Origin of the sequence: Dietzia sp. CW19, from assembly GCF_014145265.1 — a bacterium.
Classification (GTDB): Bacteria; Actinomycetota; Actinomycetes; order Mycobacteriales; family Mycobacteriaceae; genus Dietzia; species Dietzia natronolimnaea.
In genome coordinates this window covers 1-15,427 of sequence record NZ_JAALEE010000144.1, presented here as the reverse complement: position 1 = coordinate 15,427, position 15,427 = coordinate 1, and the positions used below count along the sequence as shown (strand labels likewise).

Below are 15,427 nucleotides of genomic sequence, written 5' to 3'. Positions count from 1 at the left end.
TGGGCGACCCGTCCGCACAGGTCGGGACGGTCGTGGTGGCCGTCGACGCCACCGACGCGGTGGTCGACCACGCGCTCGCCCTGGGTGCCGATCTGCTCCTGGTCCACCACCCGCCCCTGCTGCGGGGGGTGCACTCGATCGCCGCCGACACCCCCAAGGGCCGCCTGCTGCACCGTCTGGTCCTGGGCGGCTGCGCCCTGTACGCCGCCCACACCAACGCCGACTCCGCGCGGCCCGGCGTCAACGACGCGCTCGCCGAGACGCTGGGTCTGAGCCCCGGCAGGCCGCTCGTCCCGACCGGTGACGGCACCGTCGACAGATGGGTGGTGACGGTTCCCGACGACGACGTCGAGGACCTCCTCCACGCGGTCTTCGCCGCCGGGGCCGGCCGGATGAGCGGGTACACCGAGTGCTCGTTCTCCGTGCCGGGCACCGGTCGCTTCCGCCCCGGCGACGGTACGGACCCGACGATCGGCGTGATCGGCGAGCCGGAGCGGGTCTCCGAGACGCGGGTCGAGTTCGTGGCGCCACCCGAACTGAGATCCGAGGTCCGCCGGGCGGTCACGGCCGCGCACCCGTACGAGGTCCCCGCCATGGACGTGCTGATCAACCACGCGGGGCCCGGCCCGGGCCCCGAGGACACCGGTCTCGGTCGCGTCTGCGACCTGGCGGAGCCGATGTCGCTCGCGGAGTTCACCGCTCTCGTCGGTGCCCGGCTGCCGCGGACACGGTGGGGGGTCCGTGCCGCCGGTGACCCGCACACGGAGATCAGGAGGGTCGCGCTGTGCGGGGGTTCGGGCGATTCCCTGCTGGGTGCGGCACGGGCCGCGGGGGCGGATGTGTACCTCACCGGCGACCTGCGTCACCACGTGGTCGACGAACACCTCAGGGAGGGCGGACCGGCCCTGGTGGACGCCGCGCACTGGGCGCTCGAGTTCCCGTGGTGTGCGCAGGCCGCGGCCCTGGTGGAGGAGGGGGTCGGGGTGGCGGCGACGGTGTGCGACCTGCGCACCGACCCGTGGACGGTGGCGTCGGGGGGAGAGGGCGACGGGCGGTAGTCTTGGCCCTCATGAAGGCCGATCCCACCGTCCAGCGTCGACTCGTCGACATCGCCGAGCTCGACCTGCGCCTGGGCTCCCTCGCGCACCGGCGGAGATCACTCCCGGAACAGGGTGTCCTGGACACGCTCGAGGCCGAGCGGCGTGCGGCCGTGGAGTCCGCGGCGCGGGCCCGGATCCACGTGGAGGATCTGGACCGGGCGATCGCCAAGCTGAGCTCGGATCTCGACGCCGTGCGCAGGCGCCGCGCGAACGACGCCGACCTGCTGGCGGCCGGGGGGTTGTCCGACCGGCAGTCCACCGAGCTCGAGTACGAGCTCGGGTCGCTCCACCGCCGCGAGGAGAATCTCGTGGCCGAGCTCTCCGAACTGACCGAGCGCCACGAGGCCGTGGTCGCCGACGTCCGCCACTCCGGGGCGATCATCACCGACCTCGACGCCCGGCTGGGCATGGCCACCACCGTCCGCGACACCGCCCTCGCCGAGCTCGAGGACTCCGTGACCGTCACGACCGCCGAACGGGCCCGCCAGGCCGAGGACCTGCCCCCCGATCTCCTCGACCTCTATTCCCGTAGTGCCGCGGAGGCGGGCGTGGGCGCGGCGATCCTCAACGGCGGCCGGTGCTCGGCGTGCGCGATGGATCTCGACCGCACCACGGTGTCCGCGTTCCGGACCGCTCCCGCCGACGAGGTCCTGACCTGCCCGGAGTGCGGCGTGATCGTGGTCCGCACGGACAACTCGTGAGCGGCGGTCCGGGCTGGACGGGGGCCGCCGGGAGGCCCACCCGGATCGTGCTAGCCCGCCACGGCCAGACCCCGCTCTCGGTGGACCGTCGCTATTCCGGCCAGGGCGACCCCGACCTCACCGACCTGGGGGTCGTGCAGGCCGAACGGACCGCCGACCGCCTGGCGCGAATCCCGGAGCTGTCCGCCGTGGTCTCGTCCCCCCTGCGCAGGTGTCTGGGCACGGCCGAGCGCGCCGCCGAGGCGGCGGGGGTCCCACTGGTGGTCGCGGACGACCTCATCGAGACCGACTTCGGGCAGTGGGAGGGCCTGACCTTCTCCGAGGCCGCCGAGCAGGACCCCGAACTGCACGCACGCTGGATGTCGGACACCGCCGTGCCTCCACCCGGGGGCGAGAGCTTCGCCGTGGTCCGCGCCCGGGTCGAACGGGGCCTGCGCCGGATCGTCGAGGAGAGCCCGGGCGGCGTGGTGGCGGTGGTCAGCCACGTCACCCCCATCAAGATGGCGATCCGCGCCGCTCTGGATGCCGGCGACGAGCTCCTCTTCCGGCTCCACCTGGATCTGGCCTCGGTGTCGGACGTGCGCTTCTACCCGGACGGGCCGACGTCGGTGCACCTGGTCAACGACACCTCGCACCTCGACTAGACTCCCCAGGGCGAACGAGTCGGCCGGACGGCCGCGGGCGGGGGAACCGGCGCCATCAGGCGCAAGGCCCCGGTCCGAGGAAAGTCCGGACTCCACAGAGCAGGGTGGTTGTTAACGGCAACCCGGGGTGACCCGCGGGACAGTGCCACAGAAAACAGACCGCCGCGCCTGCGGGCGCGGTAAGGGTGAAACGGTGCGGTAAGAGCGCACCAGCGCCCCGGGCGACCGGGGCGGCTCGGTAAACCCCACCCGGAGCAAGGTCGAAGGCCGCACCGCCCGCGGTGCGGCTGCGCGGATGGAGTGCAGCGATGCACGGAAGGGCTGCTCGCCCGAGTCCGCGGGTGGACCGCTCGAGGTACCCGGTGACGGTGTGCCCAGATGGATGGTCGTCGCCCTCCGTACGCGGAGGGCACAGGATCCGGCTTACAGGCCGGCTCGTTCGCCCCGGCCCCTCCCCGCGGCCGTCCACGTGACGCCTGTTCGGGGCTGCTGATCGCCTGCGGCCGTGGAGGCCAGCGCGGATATCATTCCGACCATGCCCGCGCCCGCACGCCCGATGAAGCTCCCCGCGCGGTCGGCCGTGCTCAGTGCCCTTCTCGGTGCGCACCCCGCGGAGTCGACGGCGGCGGGCATCGTCGACGTGGCCGTGCGGCTCGGGTTCCAGGAATCGGCCGTGCGCGTCGCCCTGACCAGGATGGTCGCCTCGGGTGACCTCGAGCGGGACCGGGGGGTGTACCGACTCTCGCCCCGTCTCATCTCGAGGCAGGAGCGGCAGGATGCGGCGATCTCGCCCTCCCTGAAGCCCTGGGACCGTCAGTGGTCGATGCAGGTCGTCACGGTCCCGGCCGACGCGGCGACACGTCTGGCGACCCGATCCGAACTGACCGGGCTCCGGTACGCGGAGCTGCGCGAGGGGGTGTGGCTCCGGCCCGCCAACCTCGACGTCGTCCGTTCTGATGCATTGACGGCCAGGTCGGAGGAGTTCTCCTGTGTCCCCGCCGGCGACGTCGACGCCCTGACCTCACGCCTGTTCGACCCCGCGGGATGGGCACGCGACGGAGCGGCCCTTCTCGCCGCGGCCGAACACGCCGACGAGATGTCCACGCGTTTCGAGGTGGCGGCCGCGACGGTCAGGCACATCCTGCACGACCCGCTCCTCCCCGCGGAGCTGCTGCCCGCCGACTGGCCCGGTGAGCGTCTCCGCGAGTCCTATCAGCGATTCCGTACCGATTTCGGCCGCTTCGCGAACGGCGTCCTGGGCGCGGGCACCTGACCGTGCGGGATGCGGTCCGGTCCGGGCGGATCGATGACTATTACACTCTAGATCTGACCGCAGGAGTTATGTAATACTCCGTCCATGGTGACGCACACGGTGACAAACCAGGTCCCGCCCCTGGTGGGGTACGACGCTGCCGAGCAGCCGGTGATCCTGGAGGCGCTCTCCCGGGCCGGGGCGGGACACGCGGTGGACGAACTGCACGAGGTCGGCCGACTCGCCGGGACCGCCGACGCCCTCGGGTGGGGCGACCGCGCGGAGGCCAACCCTCCGGTCCTCCGGACGCACGATCGGTACGGGAACCGGATCGACGAGGTCGACTACGATCCGGCCTACCACGAGCTGATGCGTCGCGCCGTCGGGTTCGGTCTGCACGGCGCCCCGTGGGCGGACCCCAGGCCCAACCCCCATCTGGTGCGCGCGGCCAAGACGAGTGTGTGGGGGCAGACGGACGCGGGTCACGGGTGTCCGATCTCGATGACCTACGCGGTGGTGCCGGCGCTACGCCGCGCCCCCGACCTCGCCGCGACGTTCGAACCGCTGCTGACGAGTGCCGTCTACGACCCGGTTCTGGCGCCGCCGGCCACCAAGCGGGGTCTGACGGCGGGGATGTCGATGACCGAGAAGCAGGGCGGGTCGGACGTCCGCGCCAACACCACCCACGCGACCCGGAACTCCGACGGGACGTACTCGATCACCGGGCACAAGTGGTTCACCTCCGCACCGATGTCCGATCTCTTCCTGGTCCTCGCGCAGGCACCGGGTGGGCTCACGTGTTTCTGCGTCCCGCGGGTCCTGCCCGACGGCTCGCGCAACCCCTTCCTGCTGCAGCGTCTCAAGGACAAGCTCGGCAACCGGTCGAACGCCAGCAGCGAGGTCGAGTACGACCAGACGACCGGCTGGATCGTCGGGGACGAGGGCCGGGGCGTCGCGACGATCATCGAGATGGTCAACATGACCCGACTCGACTGCACACTCGGTACCGCCACCGGAATGCGGGTCGGGGTCGCGAACGCCGTCCACCACGCGATGCACCGCCGGGCCTTCGGGGCGGCCCTCATCGACCAGCCGCTGATGCGCAACGTGCTGGCCGACCTCGCGGTGGAGGCCGAGGCGTCGACGACGGTCGCGCTCTGGCTCGCCGAACTCACCGACCTGGCCGACGCGGGAGACCGGGAGGCCGACGCCCTCCGACGGATCGGCCTCGCCGTCAGCAAGTACCACGTGTGCAAGCGCGGGCCGATCCACGCGGCGGAGGCCCTGGAGTGTCTGGGCGGCAACGGGTACGTGGAGGACTCCCGGATGCCGAGGCTCTACCGGGAGGCTCCACTGCTGTCGGTCTGGGAGGGCTCGGGCAACGTCGCGGCTCTGGACGTGCTGCGGGCCATGGCGAAGCAGCCGGAGACGGTCGAGACCTTCCTCGACACGGTCTCGTCCGTGCGCGGTGCGGACTCCCGACTCGACGGCGACGTCGATCGCCTGGGCGGGACGTTGACCGCCGTCGCCGCCGGGCGGCCCGAGGAGGCGCAGTACGTCGCGCGCCGGGTGGTCGGGGACATGGCGATGATCCTGCAGGGCTACCTGCTGCTCCGCCACGGCCACCCGGCGGTCGCCGACGCCTTCCTCGTCAGCAGGCTGGGGGCCGATCGCGGGGATGTCCTCGGCACGCTGCCGACCGGCGTGGACACCACCGCGATTCTCGACCGCGTCACCCCGAAGGTCGGGTGAGGGCCGTGGAGAACGTCCCGGGCGTGACGGTCTCGATTCAGGGCCCGGTGACCGTGATCGGCATCGACCGACCGGACGTCCGCAACGCCGTCGACAGGCCCACCGCGCAGGCGCTCGCCGACGCGTTCCGGGCCTTCGACGCGGACCCCGGCTCCTCCGTGGCCGTGCTGCACGGCGAGAACGGGACCTTCTGCGCAGGTGCCGACCTCAAGGCGATCGCGGGCGACGCGGGGAACCGGGTCGCCGCGGACGGGGACGGTCCCATGGGGCCGACGAGGCTCCGACTGGGCAAACCGGTCATCGCTGCCCTGTCGGGCCACGCGGTGGCCGGCGGCCTCGAACTCGCACTGTGGGCCGATCTGCGGGTCGCGGAGGAGAGCGCGGTGCTGGGCGTCTTCTGCCGCCGCTGGGGAGTGCCCCTCATCGATGGCGGGACCGTCCGCCTGCCGCGCCTCATCGGCACGAGCCGCGCGATGGACCTCGTGCTCACCGGCCGCCCGGTGAGTGCTTCAGAGGCCTTGGACATCGGTCTGGTGAACCGGGTGGTGGCCGACGGCACGGCGTTGACGGCAGCCATCGACCTGGCCACCGAGATCTCGCGGTTCCCCCAGGAGTGCATGCGACGGGACCGGCTGTCGCTGCTGGAACAGGAGGGCCTCGACGAGGAGGCGGCGATCAGGAACGAGTATGACCACGGCCTGATCTCGCTGCAGGCCGGGGCGGTCGCGGGCGCGGCGCGGTTCGCCGACGGAGCCGGGCGTCACGGCTCCTTCGGACAGGCACAGGCCACAGAGGAGACGGGCAGATGAACACCGATTACCGCACCCTGACCTACGAGGTGACCGGGGCGATCGCCCGGATCACCTTCGACCGCCCCGAGCACGGTAACGCCATCACGAGCGACACCCCGGTCGAACTCGCGTCCGCCGTCGAGCGCGCCGACCTCGACCCGGCGGTTCACGTGATCCTCCTGTCCGGGCGAGGGAAGGGGTTCTGTGGCGGCTACGACCTGTCGATCTTCGCCGAGGGGATGGCCCGCGACGCAGGCGACCCATCCGACCCATCCGACGCCTCAGGCGAGGCCGGCGGATCCGTGCTCGATCCGGGCGTCCAGGCCCGCAACCACGACCCGCGCGTCACGTGGGACCCGATGGTCGACTACGCGATGATGAGCAGGTTCAACCGCGGATTCTCCAGCCTCCTGCACGCGAACAAACCCACGGTGGCCAAGTTGCACGGATTCGCCGTGGCGGGCGGCACCGACATCGCGTTGTTCGCCGACCTGATCATTTGCGCCGACGACACCCGGATCGGGTACCCGCCCGCCCGGGTCTGGGGCATCCCGGCGTCCGGGATGTGGGCGCACCGGCTCGGCGACCAACGCGCCAAACGCCTGCTGTTCACCGGCGACCTCATCACGGGGCGGCAGGCGCATGACTGGGGGCTCGCGATCGACGCACCTCCGCCGGAGGAACTGGACGACCGCACCGAGGACCTCGTCGGGCGGATCGCGCGGATGCCGGTCAACCAGCTCGTGATGGCCAAGCTGGCGCTGAACAGTGCCCTGCTGGCCCAGGGGGTGGCCAATTCAGGCATGATCAGCACCGTCTTCGACGGGATCGCCCGCCACACCCCGGAGGGATACGCCTTCCAGGCGAGGGCTGCGGCCGACGGCTTCCGGGAGGCGGTCCGGCGGCGAGACGAGCCGTTCGGTGACGCCAAGCCCCATGCCGGGCCCGGGGACTCGGCGACGACACGCCCGTAACCGGGGAATCCCGGACCCCGCCGCGAGTAGGCTCGGGACACAGGAACGCCGAGCGAACCCGGGAGGTCCGTCGTGACGGAAGAGCAGTGGTATTACGACATCGCCCTGGGCAAGGCGGTCCAGGGGAAGGTGACCAACTGGGACAACCGCATGGGTCCCTACGCCACCCGCGGTGAGGCGGAGGCGGCGCTGGCCAAGGCGAAGTCCCGCAACGAGGCGTGGGACGCCGAGGACGAGAAGGACTGAGACCGGGAGCGCTGAGACCGGCCGGACTCAGCCCCGGGCGCCCCACCGGGAACCCCGTGGGGCGCCCGTCGTGGCCGGGCGGCACTGCTCGCCGCCGCCCTATTTCTTGGTGCTCTTCTTCTTCCGCCGTCGCGCCGCGCGCCGGGACTCCGACAGTTCGCGGTAGGCCGCGGTGACGGTGGCCGCGTCGTTCTCGAACCCGTCGAGCGCGCGCTCGGAGAATCCGCGTTCGTGCTCATAGAGCACCCCGAATCCGAACGTCGACTCGCCCGCGGACTCCGCCCGCCTCGCGATCCGCCGGATCCACCTCCGGGCGGTCACGCTGTCCTGGACGTCTCCGAGCACCGTGTGCAGTCGCTGGCAGGCGGTGCGTAGCGGGGCGACGGTCAGCCCGTCCGACTCCCGTAGGGCGCCGACGTTGCGCCGCAGGGCCTTGGCGCGCTTGCGGACGACGTGGGTCAGCTCCTCCCGCTGGGCCAGGGTCAACTCGAGCGACTCGAGGTCGCGTTCGGTGCGGGTGCGGGCCTTGGTGAACTTGGCGAACTGCCGGTCCACCCCACGCAGGATCATGTCCTCGGCCTCGCGCCTGCGCTTCTTCGAGGTCGGTCCCAGCACGGACCCGTCAGACGACCCGACCTCGGGCCCGGTGCCGGCGAGCTCGACGAGCAGGTGGAGCCGGTCGAGCAGGTCGAGGTACCGCTCGGAACCCAGTGCGGCCGTCACCCGCGCGCCGGCCCGCCGCTCCTCCGCCCCGAGCTCGACGCGGAGCCGCTGCCTGGTCAGCGTGCTCACCACGTCCTCCGGGTACCCGGCCGCCAGCTCCCCGAGCCGGTGCTCGACCACCTGGATGTCGCGCACCTTGCCCAGGACCGCGGCGAGCACCTTGAGCTCCTCGAGCACCGCGGCCAGGTCGATGTCCGTGTGTCCGGTCTCCGCCTCGAGCTCCTCGGCGAACGAGCTGATCGTGCTGCGGAGACCGCGGACCGCCACCCGCATCTGGTGGACCCCCACCATCGTCACGCGTCGGGCGGCCGGGTCGTGGTCGAGTACCCGGTGGAGGTCCTCGCGCAGGGCGTCCCTCACGGCGGAGACGCCCCTGTCCGGAGGGTCGGGGAGGGGGCCGATGGCGCGGGCGAGTTTGGACGACGACGACGAGGTCCTGGCCCCGGCCGAGGTGCACGCGGTGGCCACGGCGGCGAGATGGTCCCGAGCCCGGGGCTGCGACGGATCGACCAGTTCGACCTCCCACTCCCGCCAGTCCCCGGCGGCGCCCGCGGTTGCGCCCTCGGCGACGAGGGAATCCGTCGTGACGTGGTCGTCACAGAACTCCACGACGGCGGTCCCCTCCCCGTCGCGCAGGAGCACGACGTGCCTCCGGTTGTCCACGCGGGCCACGGGCGCGAGAGGTCGGCGGCGGACCAGTCCCGCCACCGCGGCGACGAACTCGTCGGGGACGTCGTCTCCGTGATCCAGCGGGAGCCGCAGCTCCACCCGTCCCGCCTCGGACGGGAGTTTGAGGTGCCACCCCGCGTCGTCACCGCCGGTGCGGCGTCTGAGCGTGACCTTGTGGCGGGTGAGGGAGAGGTCGGCGGTGTCGTAGTACGTGGCGGAGAGCTCGTGCACCACCGGGTCGTCCGCCACCAGCGGGGCGAATGCGCTCGCGGCGGGGACCGGAGTGTCGGGCCCGACCTCGAACTTGCTCTCGATCTCCACCGTCTCGCTGATCGTCATGGACTGGTTGTATCAGTCCCGGGTGAACACGGCGTCCCCCTCGTCCCGACCGGCCCGCCACTCCCCGGACTTACTTGCGGGTAAGATCCCAGTGGTTCCGATCACATGCTCGTCGTTGGGAGAAGAAGTGGATCAGACGACAACCGTCGACGTCCTCGTCGTGGGGGCCGGTTTCTCCGGTCTCGGGGCGGCCATCAGACTCGCCGAGGACGGAGTCGACGACGTGATCGTGGTCGAGCGGGGTTCCGACGTGGGCGGCACGTGGCGGGACAACTCCTACCCGGGGGCGGCGTGCGATGTGCCCTCCCACCTGTACTCCTACTCTTTCGCCCTCAACCCGGGGTGGTCGCGAGCGTTCTCCCCGCAGGGCGAGATCTACGACTACATCCGCCGCGTCACCCACGACACCGGCGTACGGGAGAAGATCAGGTTCGGCGTGGAGGTCACCGCCGCGCGCTTCGACGAGACCCGCGGGCGGTGGGCGGTGAGCACGACGGCAGGGGAGTACGACGCGAGGGTCCTGGTCCTGGGGGTCGGCGCGCTGTGTGAACCCCGGCTCCCGGAGATCGACGGGATCGACGACTTCGCCGGCCCCGTCTTCCACACGGCCCGCTGGGACCATTCGGTGCCCCTGGCCGGTCGACGCGTCGCGGTGATCGGTACCGGCGCCTCCGCCGTCCAGGTGGTGCCGTCCATCGCCCCGACCGTGGAGCATCTGGACGTCTATCAGCGCACCGCTCCCTGGGTTCTGCCCCGGATCGACCGGGAGTACCCGGGGTTCGAGAGGGCCCTCTACCGCAGGGTCCCCGGTCTCCAGCGCGCCGTCCGGGCGCTCCAGTACACCAGCCGCGAGTTCCAGGTGGTGGGACTGACCCGGACCCGTGCGGCCCTCGCCCCGATCAAGGCGATCGGGCGCGCGCACCTGGCCCTGTCGGTGCGCGACCCGGGTCTCCGGCGCAAGCTGACCCCGAACTTCGAGATCGGGTGCAAGCGCATCCTGCTGTCCAACACCTGGTACCGCGCGTTGACCCGGCGGAACGTCGACGTGGTGACCACTCCCATCAGCCGGGTGACCGAGGGCGGGATCGTCACCTCGGACGGCGCCGAGCACCCGGCGGACGTGCTGGTGGTGGCCACCGGGTTCCACGTCACGGACTCCCCGTTCTTCGAGCGCGTCCGGGACGCGGCAGGCCGGACCCTCGCGGACAAGTGGTCGAGCGAGGGGATGGAGGCGTACAAGGGCACCACGGTCGCGGGGTACCCCAACCTGTTCGTCCTGATGGGTCCCGCGACGGGTCTCGGTCACTCGTCGATGATCTACATGATCGAGTCCCAGCTGAACTACCTGGTGGACGCGATCCGCAGTATGCGTGACCGCGGTCTGCAGACGGTGGAGGTCCGCGAGGCGGTCCAGAACGCCTACAACCGCGAACTCCGCGAGAACACCGGGGAGACCGTCTGGGTGACCGGCTGCAAGAGCTGGTACCTGGACGCCAAGGGCAACGCCCCGGCCGTGTGGCCCGATTTCACCTTCTGCTACCGCAACCAGACGAGGGAGTTCGACCTGAGCGCCTACCGCCGGACCGCGATCGACGAACCCGCCGCGGTGCCGACCGGGCAGGGGGCACTCCGGTGAGCGCCCCGATCGGAAAGGCGATGGCGGCGCTGGGTGGGCTGACCGCCCGCCGTCCCCGCTGGCGGATGGACGGCAAGGTCGTCGTCATCACCGGTGCCGGTTCCGGCATCGGTCGCGAACTCGCACGTGAGGCGGCGCGCCGGGGAGCCCGGTTGGCGCTGAGCGACGTCGACGTCGACGGACTGGCCGAGACGGTGGGGCTGGTGGAGGCGGAGTCCTCGGTGGAGGTGCACTCCAACCGGCTCGACGTCACGGAGCAGGCCGCCGTCGCGGAGTACGCGGGCCGGGTGGTCGACCAGTTCGGCGTGGTCAACCTCGTCGTCAACAACGCCGGCATCGCGTTCACCGGGTCGGTCGAACAATCCGGGTACAAGGACATCGCCCGGGTGATGGACGTGGACTACTGGGGGGTCGTCCACGGCACGAAGGAGTTCCTGCCGCACCTCATCGCCTCCGGGGACGGGCACATCGTCAACATCTCCAGCATCTTCGCGATCCTCTCGGTGCCCACCCAGAACGCCTACAACGCGGCCAAGGCCGCGGTGCAACAGTTCACCGAGTCCCTGCGGATGGAGATGCTCGCCGCCGGCCACCCGGTGGAGGTCACCTGCGTCCACCCCGGGGGCATCAGGACCGCGGTCGCCAGGAGCGCCGGCGCGGCCGAGGGCCTGGACAGCGCGACCTTCGCCACGATCTTCGACGCCAAGTTCGCGCGCACGGAGGCGTCGACGGCCGCGCGGGTGATCCTCGACGGCGTCGAACGGCGCCGAGCGAGGGTGCTGGTGGGCCCGGACGCGTACGTGATCGACGCGCTCGTCCGGTTGTTCCCGTCCGGCTACCAGAAGGGCACGGTGGCCGTCTCCCGCCACTTCGGGGTGATCTGACCCGACCATCCTCGCCGGGGTGGGAGGCGGGTTCAGGGTCGGAAGCGGTCGGTGGCCTCGAGCAGGTGATGTGTGGTGCCCGGTTCGGCCATCGCGTGCCCGGCGTCGGGGACGATGTGCAGCTCGGAGCCCGGCCAGGCCGCGTGCAGTTCCCACGCGCTCGTGACCGGGCAGACCACGTCGTAACGCCCGTGGACGATCACCGCGGGCAGGTGCGAGATCCTGTCCATGCGGTCCAGGATGGCGCGGCCGTCGAGGAACGCGTCGTTGACGAAGTAGTGGTTCTCGATGCGGGCGAACGCCAGGGCGAACCTGTCGGCCTCGTCGTCGTCCCCGGTCCCGGGACGGGGGAGCAGCGTGGACGTCGTGGTCTCCCACCTCGTCCACGCTCGCGCTGCCCCGATCTCGATCGCCGGATCACCGCAGTGCAGGAGGCGGTGGTAGGCGGCCACGTGGTCGAAGCCCGCCCGGTGGACCGCGTCGGCTCCCTCGGCGGCCACGAGCGGCGCGAGGTAGCCCTCCCACGCGTCGGGGAAGAGGTGGGCGGCGCCGCCCCGGTAGAACCAGTCGATCTCCGACGGCCGGCAGAGGAAGATCCCTCGCAGGACCAGGCCGCGGACGCGATCCGGGTGCTCCTGCGCGTAGGCCAGCGCGAGCGTCGTCCCCCACGAGCCGCCGAACACGAGCCAGCGCTCGATCCCCAGGGCCTCGCGCAGACGCTCGAGGTCGGCGGTGAGATGCCACGTGGTGTTGACGGCGAGGTCCGCGCCGTCGGCGACGTGCGGCGCACTCCGGCCGCAGCCGCGCTGATCCACCAGGATGATGCGGTAGGACGCGGGGTCGAACATCCGGCGGTGCTCCGGGGTGGTCCCGCCGCCGGGACCGCCGTGGACGAACAGCACGGGGGAACCGTCCGGGTCTCCCGAGCACTCCCAGTAGAGGTGCTGACCGTCGCCCACGTCGAGCGTGCCGGTCTCGTACGGCTCGATCCGCGGGTACGGGGTGCGGAGCGTGGTCTGCTGGCTCATCGAGGCTGACCGCGCCGTCAGAAGGAGTGGTCCGGGCCGGGGAACTCGCGCGAACGGACCTCGTCGCCGTACTCCCGGGCGGCGTCGCGCAGCGTCTCGGCGAGGCGGGCGTAGCGCTTGACGAACCTGGCCGTCCGTCCGGTGCCGTGGCCCGCCATGTCCTGCCACACCAACACCTGCGCGTCGCACCCGTTCCCGGCGCCGATGCCGACCGTGGCGATGTCCAGCTCCGCGGTGACCTCGCGGGCGAGGTCGGCGGGGACCATCTCCATGACGACGGAGAAGGCCCCGGCCTCCTGCACGGCGCGGGCGTCGGCCCGCAGCTCGTCGGCGGCGTCCCCGCGCCCCTGGACGCGGAAGCCCCCCAGGCCGTTGACCGACTGGGGGGTGAAGCCGATGTGGGCCATCACGGGGATCCCGGCGTCCACGATCGCCCGGATCTGTGGGGCCATCCGCACGCCGCCCTCGAGCTTGACGGCCTGGGCGCCGCCCTCCTTCATCATCCGCGTGGCGGCGGCCACGGCCTGCACCGGGGAGGCCTCGTAACTACCGAACACCAGATCGGCCACGACCAGTGCCTTCGGCGCCCCCCGGGTCACGGCCCGCACCAGCGGGATCATCTCGTCCTCGGTGACGGGGACCGTGGTGTCGTACCCGTAGACCACGTTGGCCGCCGAGTCCCCGACCAGGAGAACCGGGATCCCGGCCTCCTGGAACACGCGCGCGGAGACGAAGTCGTAGGCGGTGAGCATCGGCCAGGGTTCCCCCGCGGCCTTGAGTTCGGCCAGGTGGTGGATCCGGGTCACCCGCGTCAGACCCCGGGGTCCGGCGTCCGGGGTGCCGCCGGAACCGTAGACCGGGGTGTCGGGGTTGTCGCTCATTGCGGTGTGGCCTTCCTACGGTGACCTCGAGGCCGGCGGGATGGCCGGTCCCCGGGTGGACAGGGGGCGGTGACGGACGCGGCCGTCGCCGACGAGTGTGCCACGAGCCGGGCGGCGTGGCTCGGCAGGCCATGGGGCGGGAGGCCCACGGGCGGGGGCCCAGGTGGGCGTGTCGGGGACCCGATGTCACACGCTCGTAACACGACAGGCACTAGGTTGGACGGCATGAACCGCCAGCAGGAGTACGTTCTGAGGACCTTGGAAGAGCGCGACATCCGGTTCGTCCGGCTCTGGTTCACCGACGTTCTCGGGACCTTGAAGTCAGTGGCCGTCGCCCCGGCAGAGCTCGAGGGGGCGTTCGGGGAGGGGATCGGCTTCGACGGCTCCGCCATCGAGGGGTTCTCGCGGGTGTCGGAGGCGGACACGGTCGCCAAGCCCGACCCCTCGACGTTCCAGGTCCTGCCGTGGGCCCACGCCGACGGTGGCCAGCACTCGGCGCGCATCTTCTGCGACGTCTTCAACCCCGACGGCAGCCCGAGCTGGGCCGATCCGCGCCACGTGCTGCGCCGCCAGCTCAACAAGGCCGCCGACCTCGGCTTCTCCTGCTACGTGCACCCGGAGATCGAGTTCTTCCTCTTCAAAGACCTCGACACCAACGGTGCCGAGCCGGTTCCGACGGACAACGGCGGGTACTTCGACCAGGCCGTGCACGACTCCGCCCCGCACTTCCGGCGTCACGCGATCGAGGCGCTGGAGGCGATGGGAATCTCGGTGGAGTTCTCCCACCACGAGGGGGCACCGGGGCAGCAGGAGATCGACCTGCGCTACGCCGACGCACTGAGCATGGCGGACAACATCATGACCTTCCGCTACATCGTCAAGGAGGTGGCCATGAACAACGGGGTGTGGGCGTCGTTCATGCCCAAGCCCCTCCGGGACCACCCGGGTTCGGCCATGCACACGCACATGAGCCTGTTCGAGGGCGACACCAACGCGTTCCACGACGCGGACGACGAGTACCAGATGTCCACCACGGCGAAGTCGTTCGTGGCGGGCATCCTGCGTCACGCGCCGGAGTTCTCGGCCGTCACCAACCAGTGGGTCAACTCCTACAAGCGGCTCATCGGCGGCGGCGAGGCCCCCACCGCCGCCACCTGGGGCCGCGCCAACCGCTCGGCGCTGGTGCGGGTCCCCATGTACACGCCCAACAAGGCCTCCTCGCGGCGCATCGAGGTGCGGAGCCCGGACTCGGCGTGCAACCCGTACCTCGCGTACGCGGTGATGATCGCCGCCGGGATCAAGGGCGTCCAGGAGGGCTACGAGCTGCCGCCGGAGTCCGAGGACGACGTGTGGACCATGAGCCGGCGCGAGCGGCGTGCGATGGGCTACACGGACCTGCCGGGGAGCCTGGAGCAGGCCCTCGACGCCATGGAGGAGTCGGAGCTCGTCGCCGAGGCGCTCGGCGAGCACGTGTTCGAGTTCTTCCTGCGCAACAAGCGGCGTGAATGGCGGGAGTACCGCAACGAGGTGACCCCGTACGAGCTCCGCAACTACCTCGCGTTGTGACCGGACGGTCGAGGTGAGCATGGAGTCGTCGCGGTCCAGGGTGCCCAGCCCGGGCAGGCTCGGACTGCTCGACCAGCGCGCCGGGGACTGGTTGGACTACCTGGGGTGGACCGACGAGGACGCGGTCCCGATGCTGTGGGCGCTCTCGCGCGCGCCCGACCCGGACCTCGCCCTGGGGGCGCTGGTCCGGCTCAGGGAGGCGCTGGCCGCCGAGGCGCAGGACGGCGGACCGACCACGGGT

At 71.5% G+C, this 15,427-nt stretch carries 14 protein-coding genes, 1 other RNA gene and 1 pseudogene; 13 read left to right on the top strand and 3 right to left on the bottom strand.

Annotated elements, in window-relative coordinates:
• The 9 genes and pseudogenes from G6021_RS05200 to G6021_RS05160 all read left to right on the top strand — a co-directional run.
• The coding region (locus G6021_RS05200; protein WP_182640785.1) for a Nif3-like dinuclear metal center hexameric protein at positions 1–1,058 on the top strand (1,058 nt) is incomplete at its 5' end.
• Between the two features lie 11 nt (positions 1,059–1,069).
• Complete coding sequence (locus tag G6021_RS05195) at positions 1,070–1,801, top strand: C4-type zinc ribbon domain-containing protein (RefSeq protein ID WP_182616368.1); 732 nt, start codon at positions 1,070–1,072, stop codon at positions 1,799–1,801.
• A gap of 8 nt (positions 1,802–1,809) precedes the next feature.
• A pseudogene (locus G6021_RS05190) lies at positions 1,810–2,445 on the top strand (histidine phosphatase family protein); the annotation flags it as partial.
• A gap of 15 nt (positions 2,446–2,460) precedes the next feature.
• An RNA gene (gene rnpB, locus G6021_RS05185) (RNase P RNA component class A) lies at positions 2,461–2,887 on the top strand.
• A 93-nt stretch (positions 2,888–2,980) separates the two neighbouring features.
• Positions 2,981–3,718: a PaaX family transcriptional regulator C-terminal domain-containing protein gene (locus G6021_RS05180; protein ID WP_182640784.1), complete on the top strand. Its 738-nt coding sequence runs from the start codon at positions 2,981–2,983 to the stop codon at positions 3,716–3,718.
• 84 nt (positions 3,719–3,802) lie between these two features.
• Complete coding sequence (locus G6021_RS05175) at positions 3,803–5,449, top strand: acyl-CoA dehydrogenase family protein (protein WP_182640783.1); 1,647 nt, start codon at positions 3,803–3,805, stop codon at positions 5,447–5,449.
• A gap of 23 nt (positions 5,450–5,472) precedes the next feature.
• On the top strand, positions 5,473–6,258 hold the full coding sequence (locus tag G6021_RS05170; protein ID WP_182640782.1) for a crotonase/enoyl-CoA hydratase family protein: 786 nt from the start codon (positions 5,473–5,475) through the stop codon (positions 6,256–6,258).
• A complete protein-coding gene (locus G6021_RS05165) occupies positions 6,255–7,214 on the top strand; it encodes a crotonase/enoyl-CoA hydratase family protein (RefSeq protein ID WP_182610481.1) in 960 nt (319 codons plus the stop codon). The genes G6021_RS05170 and G6021_RS05165 overlap by 4 nt, the downstream gene beginning before the upstream one ends.
• Before the next feature lie 72 nt (positions 7,215–7,286).
• On the top strand, positions 7,287–7,460 hold the full coding sequence (locus G6021_RS05160; protein WP_182610482.1) for an SPOR domain-containing protein: 174 nt from the start codon (positions 7,287–7,289) through the stop codon (positions 7,458–7,460).
• A 99-nt stretch (positions 7,461–7,559) separates the two neighbouring features.
• On the opposite strand, the gene G6021_RS05155 is transcribed toward G6021_RS05160, so the two are convergent.
• On the bottom strand, positions 7,560–9,191 hold the full coding sequence (locus tag G6021_RS05155) for a CYTH and CHAD domain-containing protein (protein WP_182640781.1): 1,632 nt from the start codon (positions 9,189–9,191) through the stop codon (positions 7,560–7,562).
• 127 nt (positions 9,192–9,318) lie between these two features.
• Between G6021_RS05155 and G6021_RS05150 the strand changes: the two genes are divergently transcribed.
• Together G6021_RS05150 and G6021_RS05145 are read left to right on the top strand one after the other, a co-directional pair.
• Positions 9,319–10,827: an FAD-dependent oxidoreductase gene (locus G6021_RS05150; protein ID WP_182640780.1), complete on the top strand. Its 1,509-nt coding sequence runs from the start codon at positions 9,319–9,321 to the stop codon at positions 10,825–10,827.
• 65 nt (positions 10,828–10,892) lie between these two features.
• A complete protein-coding gene (locus G6021_RS05145) occupies positions 10,893–11,711 on the top strand; it encodes an SDR family NAD(P)-dependent oxidoreductase (RefSeq protein WP_182640786.1) in 819 nt (272 codons plus the stop codon).
• A gap of 32 nt (positions 11,712–11,743) precedes the next feature.
• Here the strand turns inward: G6021_RS05145 and pip are convergent, their stop codons facing one another.
• Together pip and panB are read right to left on the bottom strand one after the other, a co-directional pair.
• On the bottom strand, positions 11,744–12,739 hold the full coding sequence (pip, locus tag G6021_RS05140; protein ID WP_182610485.1) for a prolyl aminopeptidase: 996 nt from the start codon (positions 12,737–12,739) through the stop codon (positions 11,744–11,746).
• Between the two features lie 17 nt (positions 12,740–12,756).
• Positions 12,757–13,620, bottom strand: a complete 864-nt coding sequence (gene panB / locus G6021_RS05135) for a 3-methyl-2-oxobutanoate hydroxymethyltransferase (RefSeq protein ID WP_182610486.1) — start codon at positions 13,618–13,620, stop codon at positions 12,757–12,759.
• Between the two features lie 225 nt (positions 13,621–13,845).
• Here panB and glnA point away from each other — a divergent pair, with 225 nt between their 5' ends.
• Together glnA and G6021_RS05125 are read left to right on the top strand one after the other, a co-directional pair.
• Positions 13,846–15,186 carry a type I glutamate--ammonia ligase gene (gene glnA / locus G6021_RS05130; RefSeq protein WP_179525009.1) on the top strand — a complete coding sequence of 447 codons (1,341 nt, stop codon included), beginning with the start codon at positions 13,846–13,848 and terminating at the stop codon, positions 15,184–15,186.
• A 19-nt stretch (positions 15,187–15,205) separates the two neighbouring features.
• Positions 15,206–15,427 (top strand): hypothetical protein (locus tag G6021_RS05125; protein WP_187700456.1); only part of this gene is annotated, 222 nt, incomplete at its 3' end.

What these genes read in the sequence shown, in the direction of transcription:
- G6021_RS05195 (WP_182616368.1), top strand. Translation starts at nt 1,070, where the DNA reads ATGAAGGCCGATCCCACCGTCCAGCGTCGACTCGTCGACATCGCCGAG.
- G6021_RS05180 (WP_182640784.1), top strand. Translation starts at nt 2,981, where the DNA reads ATGCCCGCGCCCGCACGCCCGATGAAGCTCCCCGCGCGGTCGGCCGTG.
- G6021_RS05175 (WP_182640783.1), top strand. Translation starts at nt 3,803, where the DNA reads ATGGTGACGCACACGGTGACAAACCAGGTCCCGCCCCTGGTGGGGTAC.
- G6021_RS05165 (WP_182610481.1), top strand. Translation starts at nt 6,255, where the DNA reads ATGAACACCGATTACCGCACCCTGACCTACGAGGTGACCGGGGCGATC.
- G6021_RS05155 (WP_182640781.1), bottom strand. Translation starts at nt 9,191, where the DNA reads ATGACGATCAGCGAGACGGTGGAGATCGAGAGCAAGTTCGAGGTCGGG.
- G6021_RS05145 (WP_182640786.1), top strand. Translation starts at nt 10,893, where the DNA reads ATGGACGGCAAGGTCGTCGTCATCACCGGTGCCGGTTCCGGCATCGGT.
- pip (WP_182610485.1), bottom strand. Translation starts at nt 12,739, where the DNA reads ATGAGCCAGCAGACCACGCTCCGCACCCCGTACCCGCGGATCGAGCCG.
- panB (WP_182610486.1), bottom strand. Translation starts at nt 13,620, where the DNA reads ATGAGCGACAACCCCGACACCCCGGTCTACGGTTCCGGCGGCACCCCG.
- glnA (WP_179525009.1), top strand. Translation starts at nt 13,846, where the DNA reads ATGAACCGCCAGCAGGAGTACGTTCTGAGGACCTTGGAAGAGCGCGAC.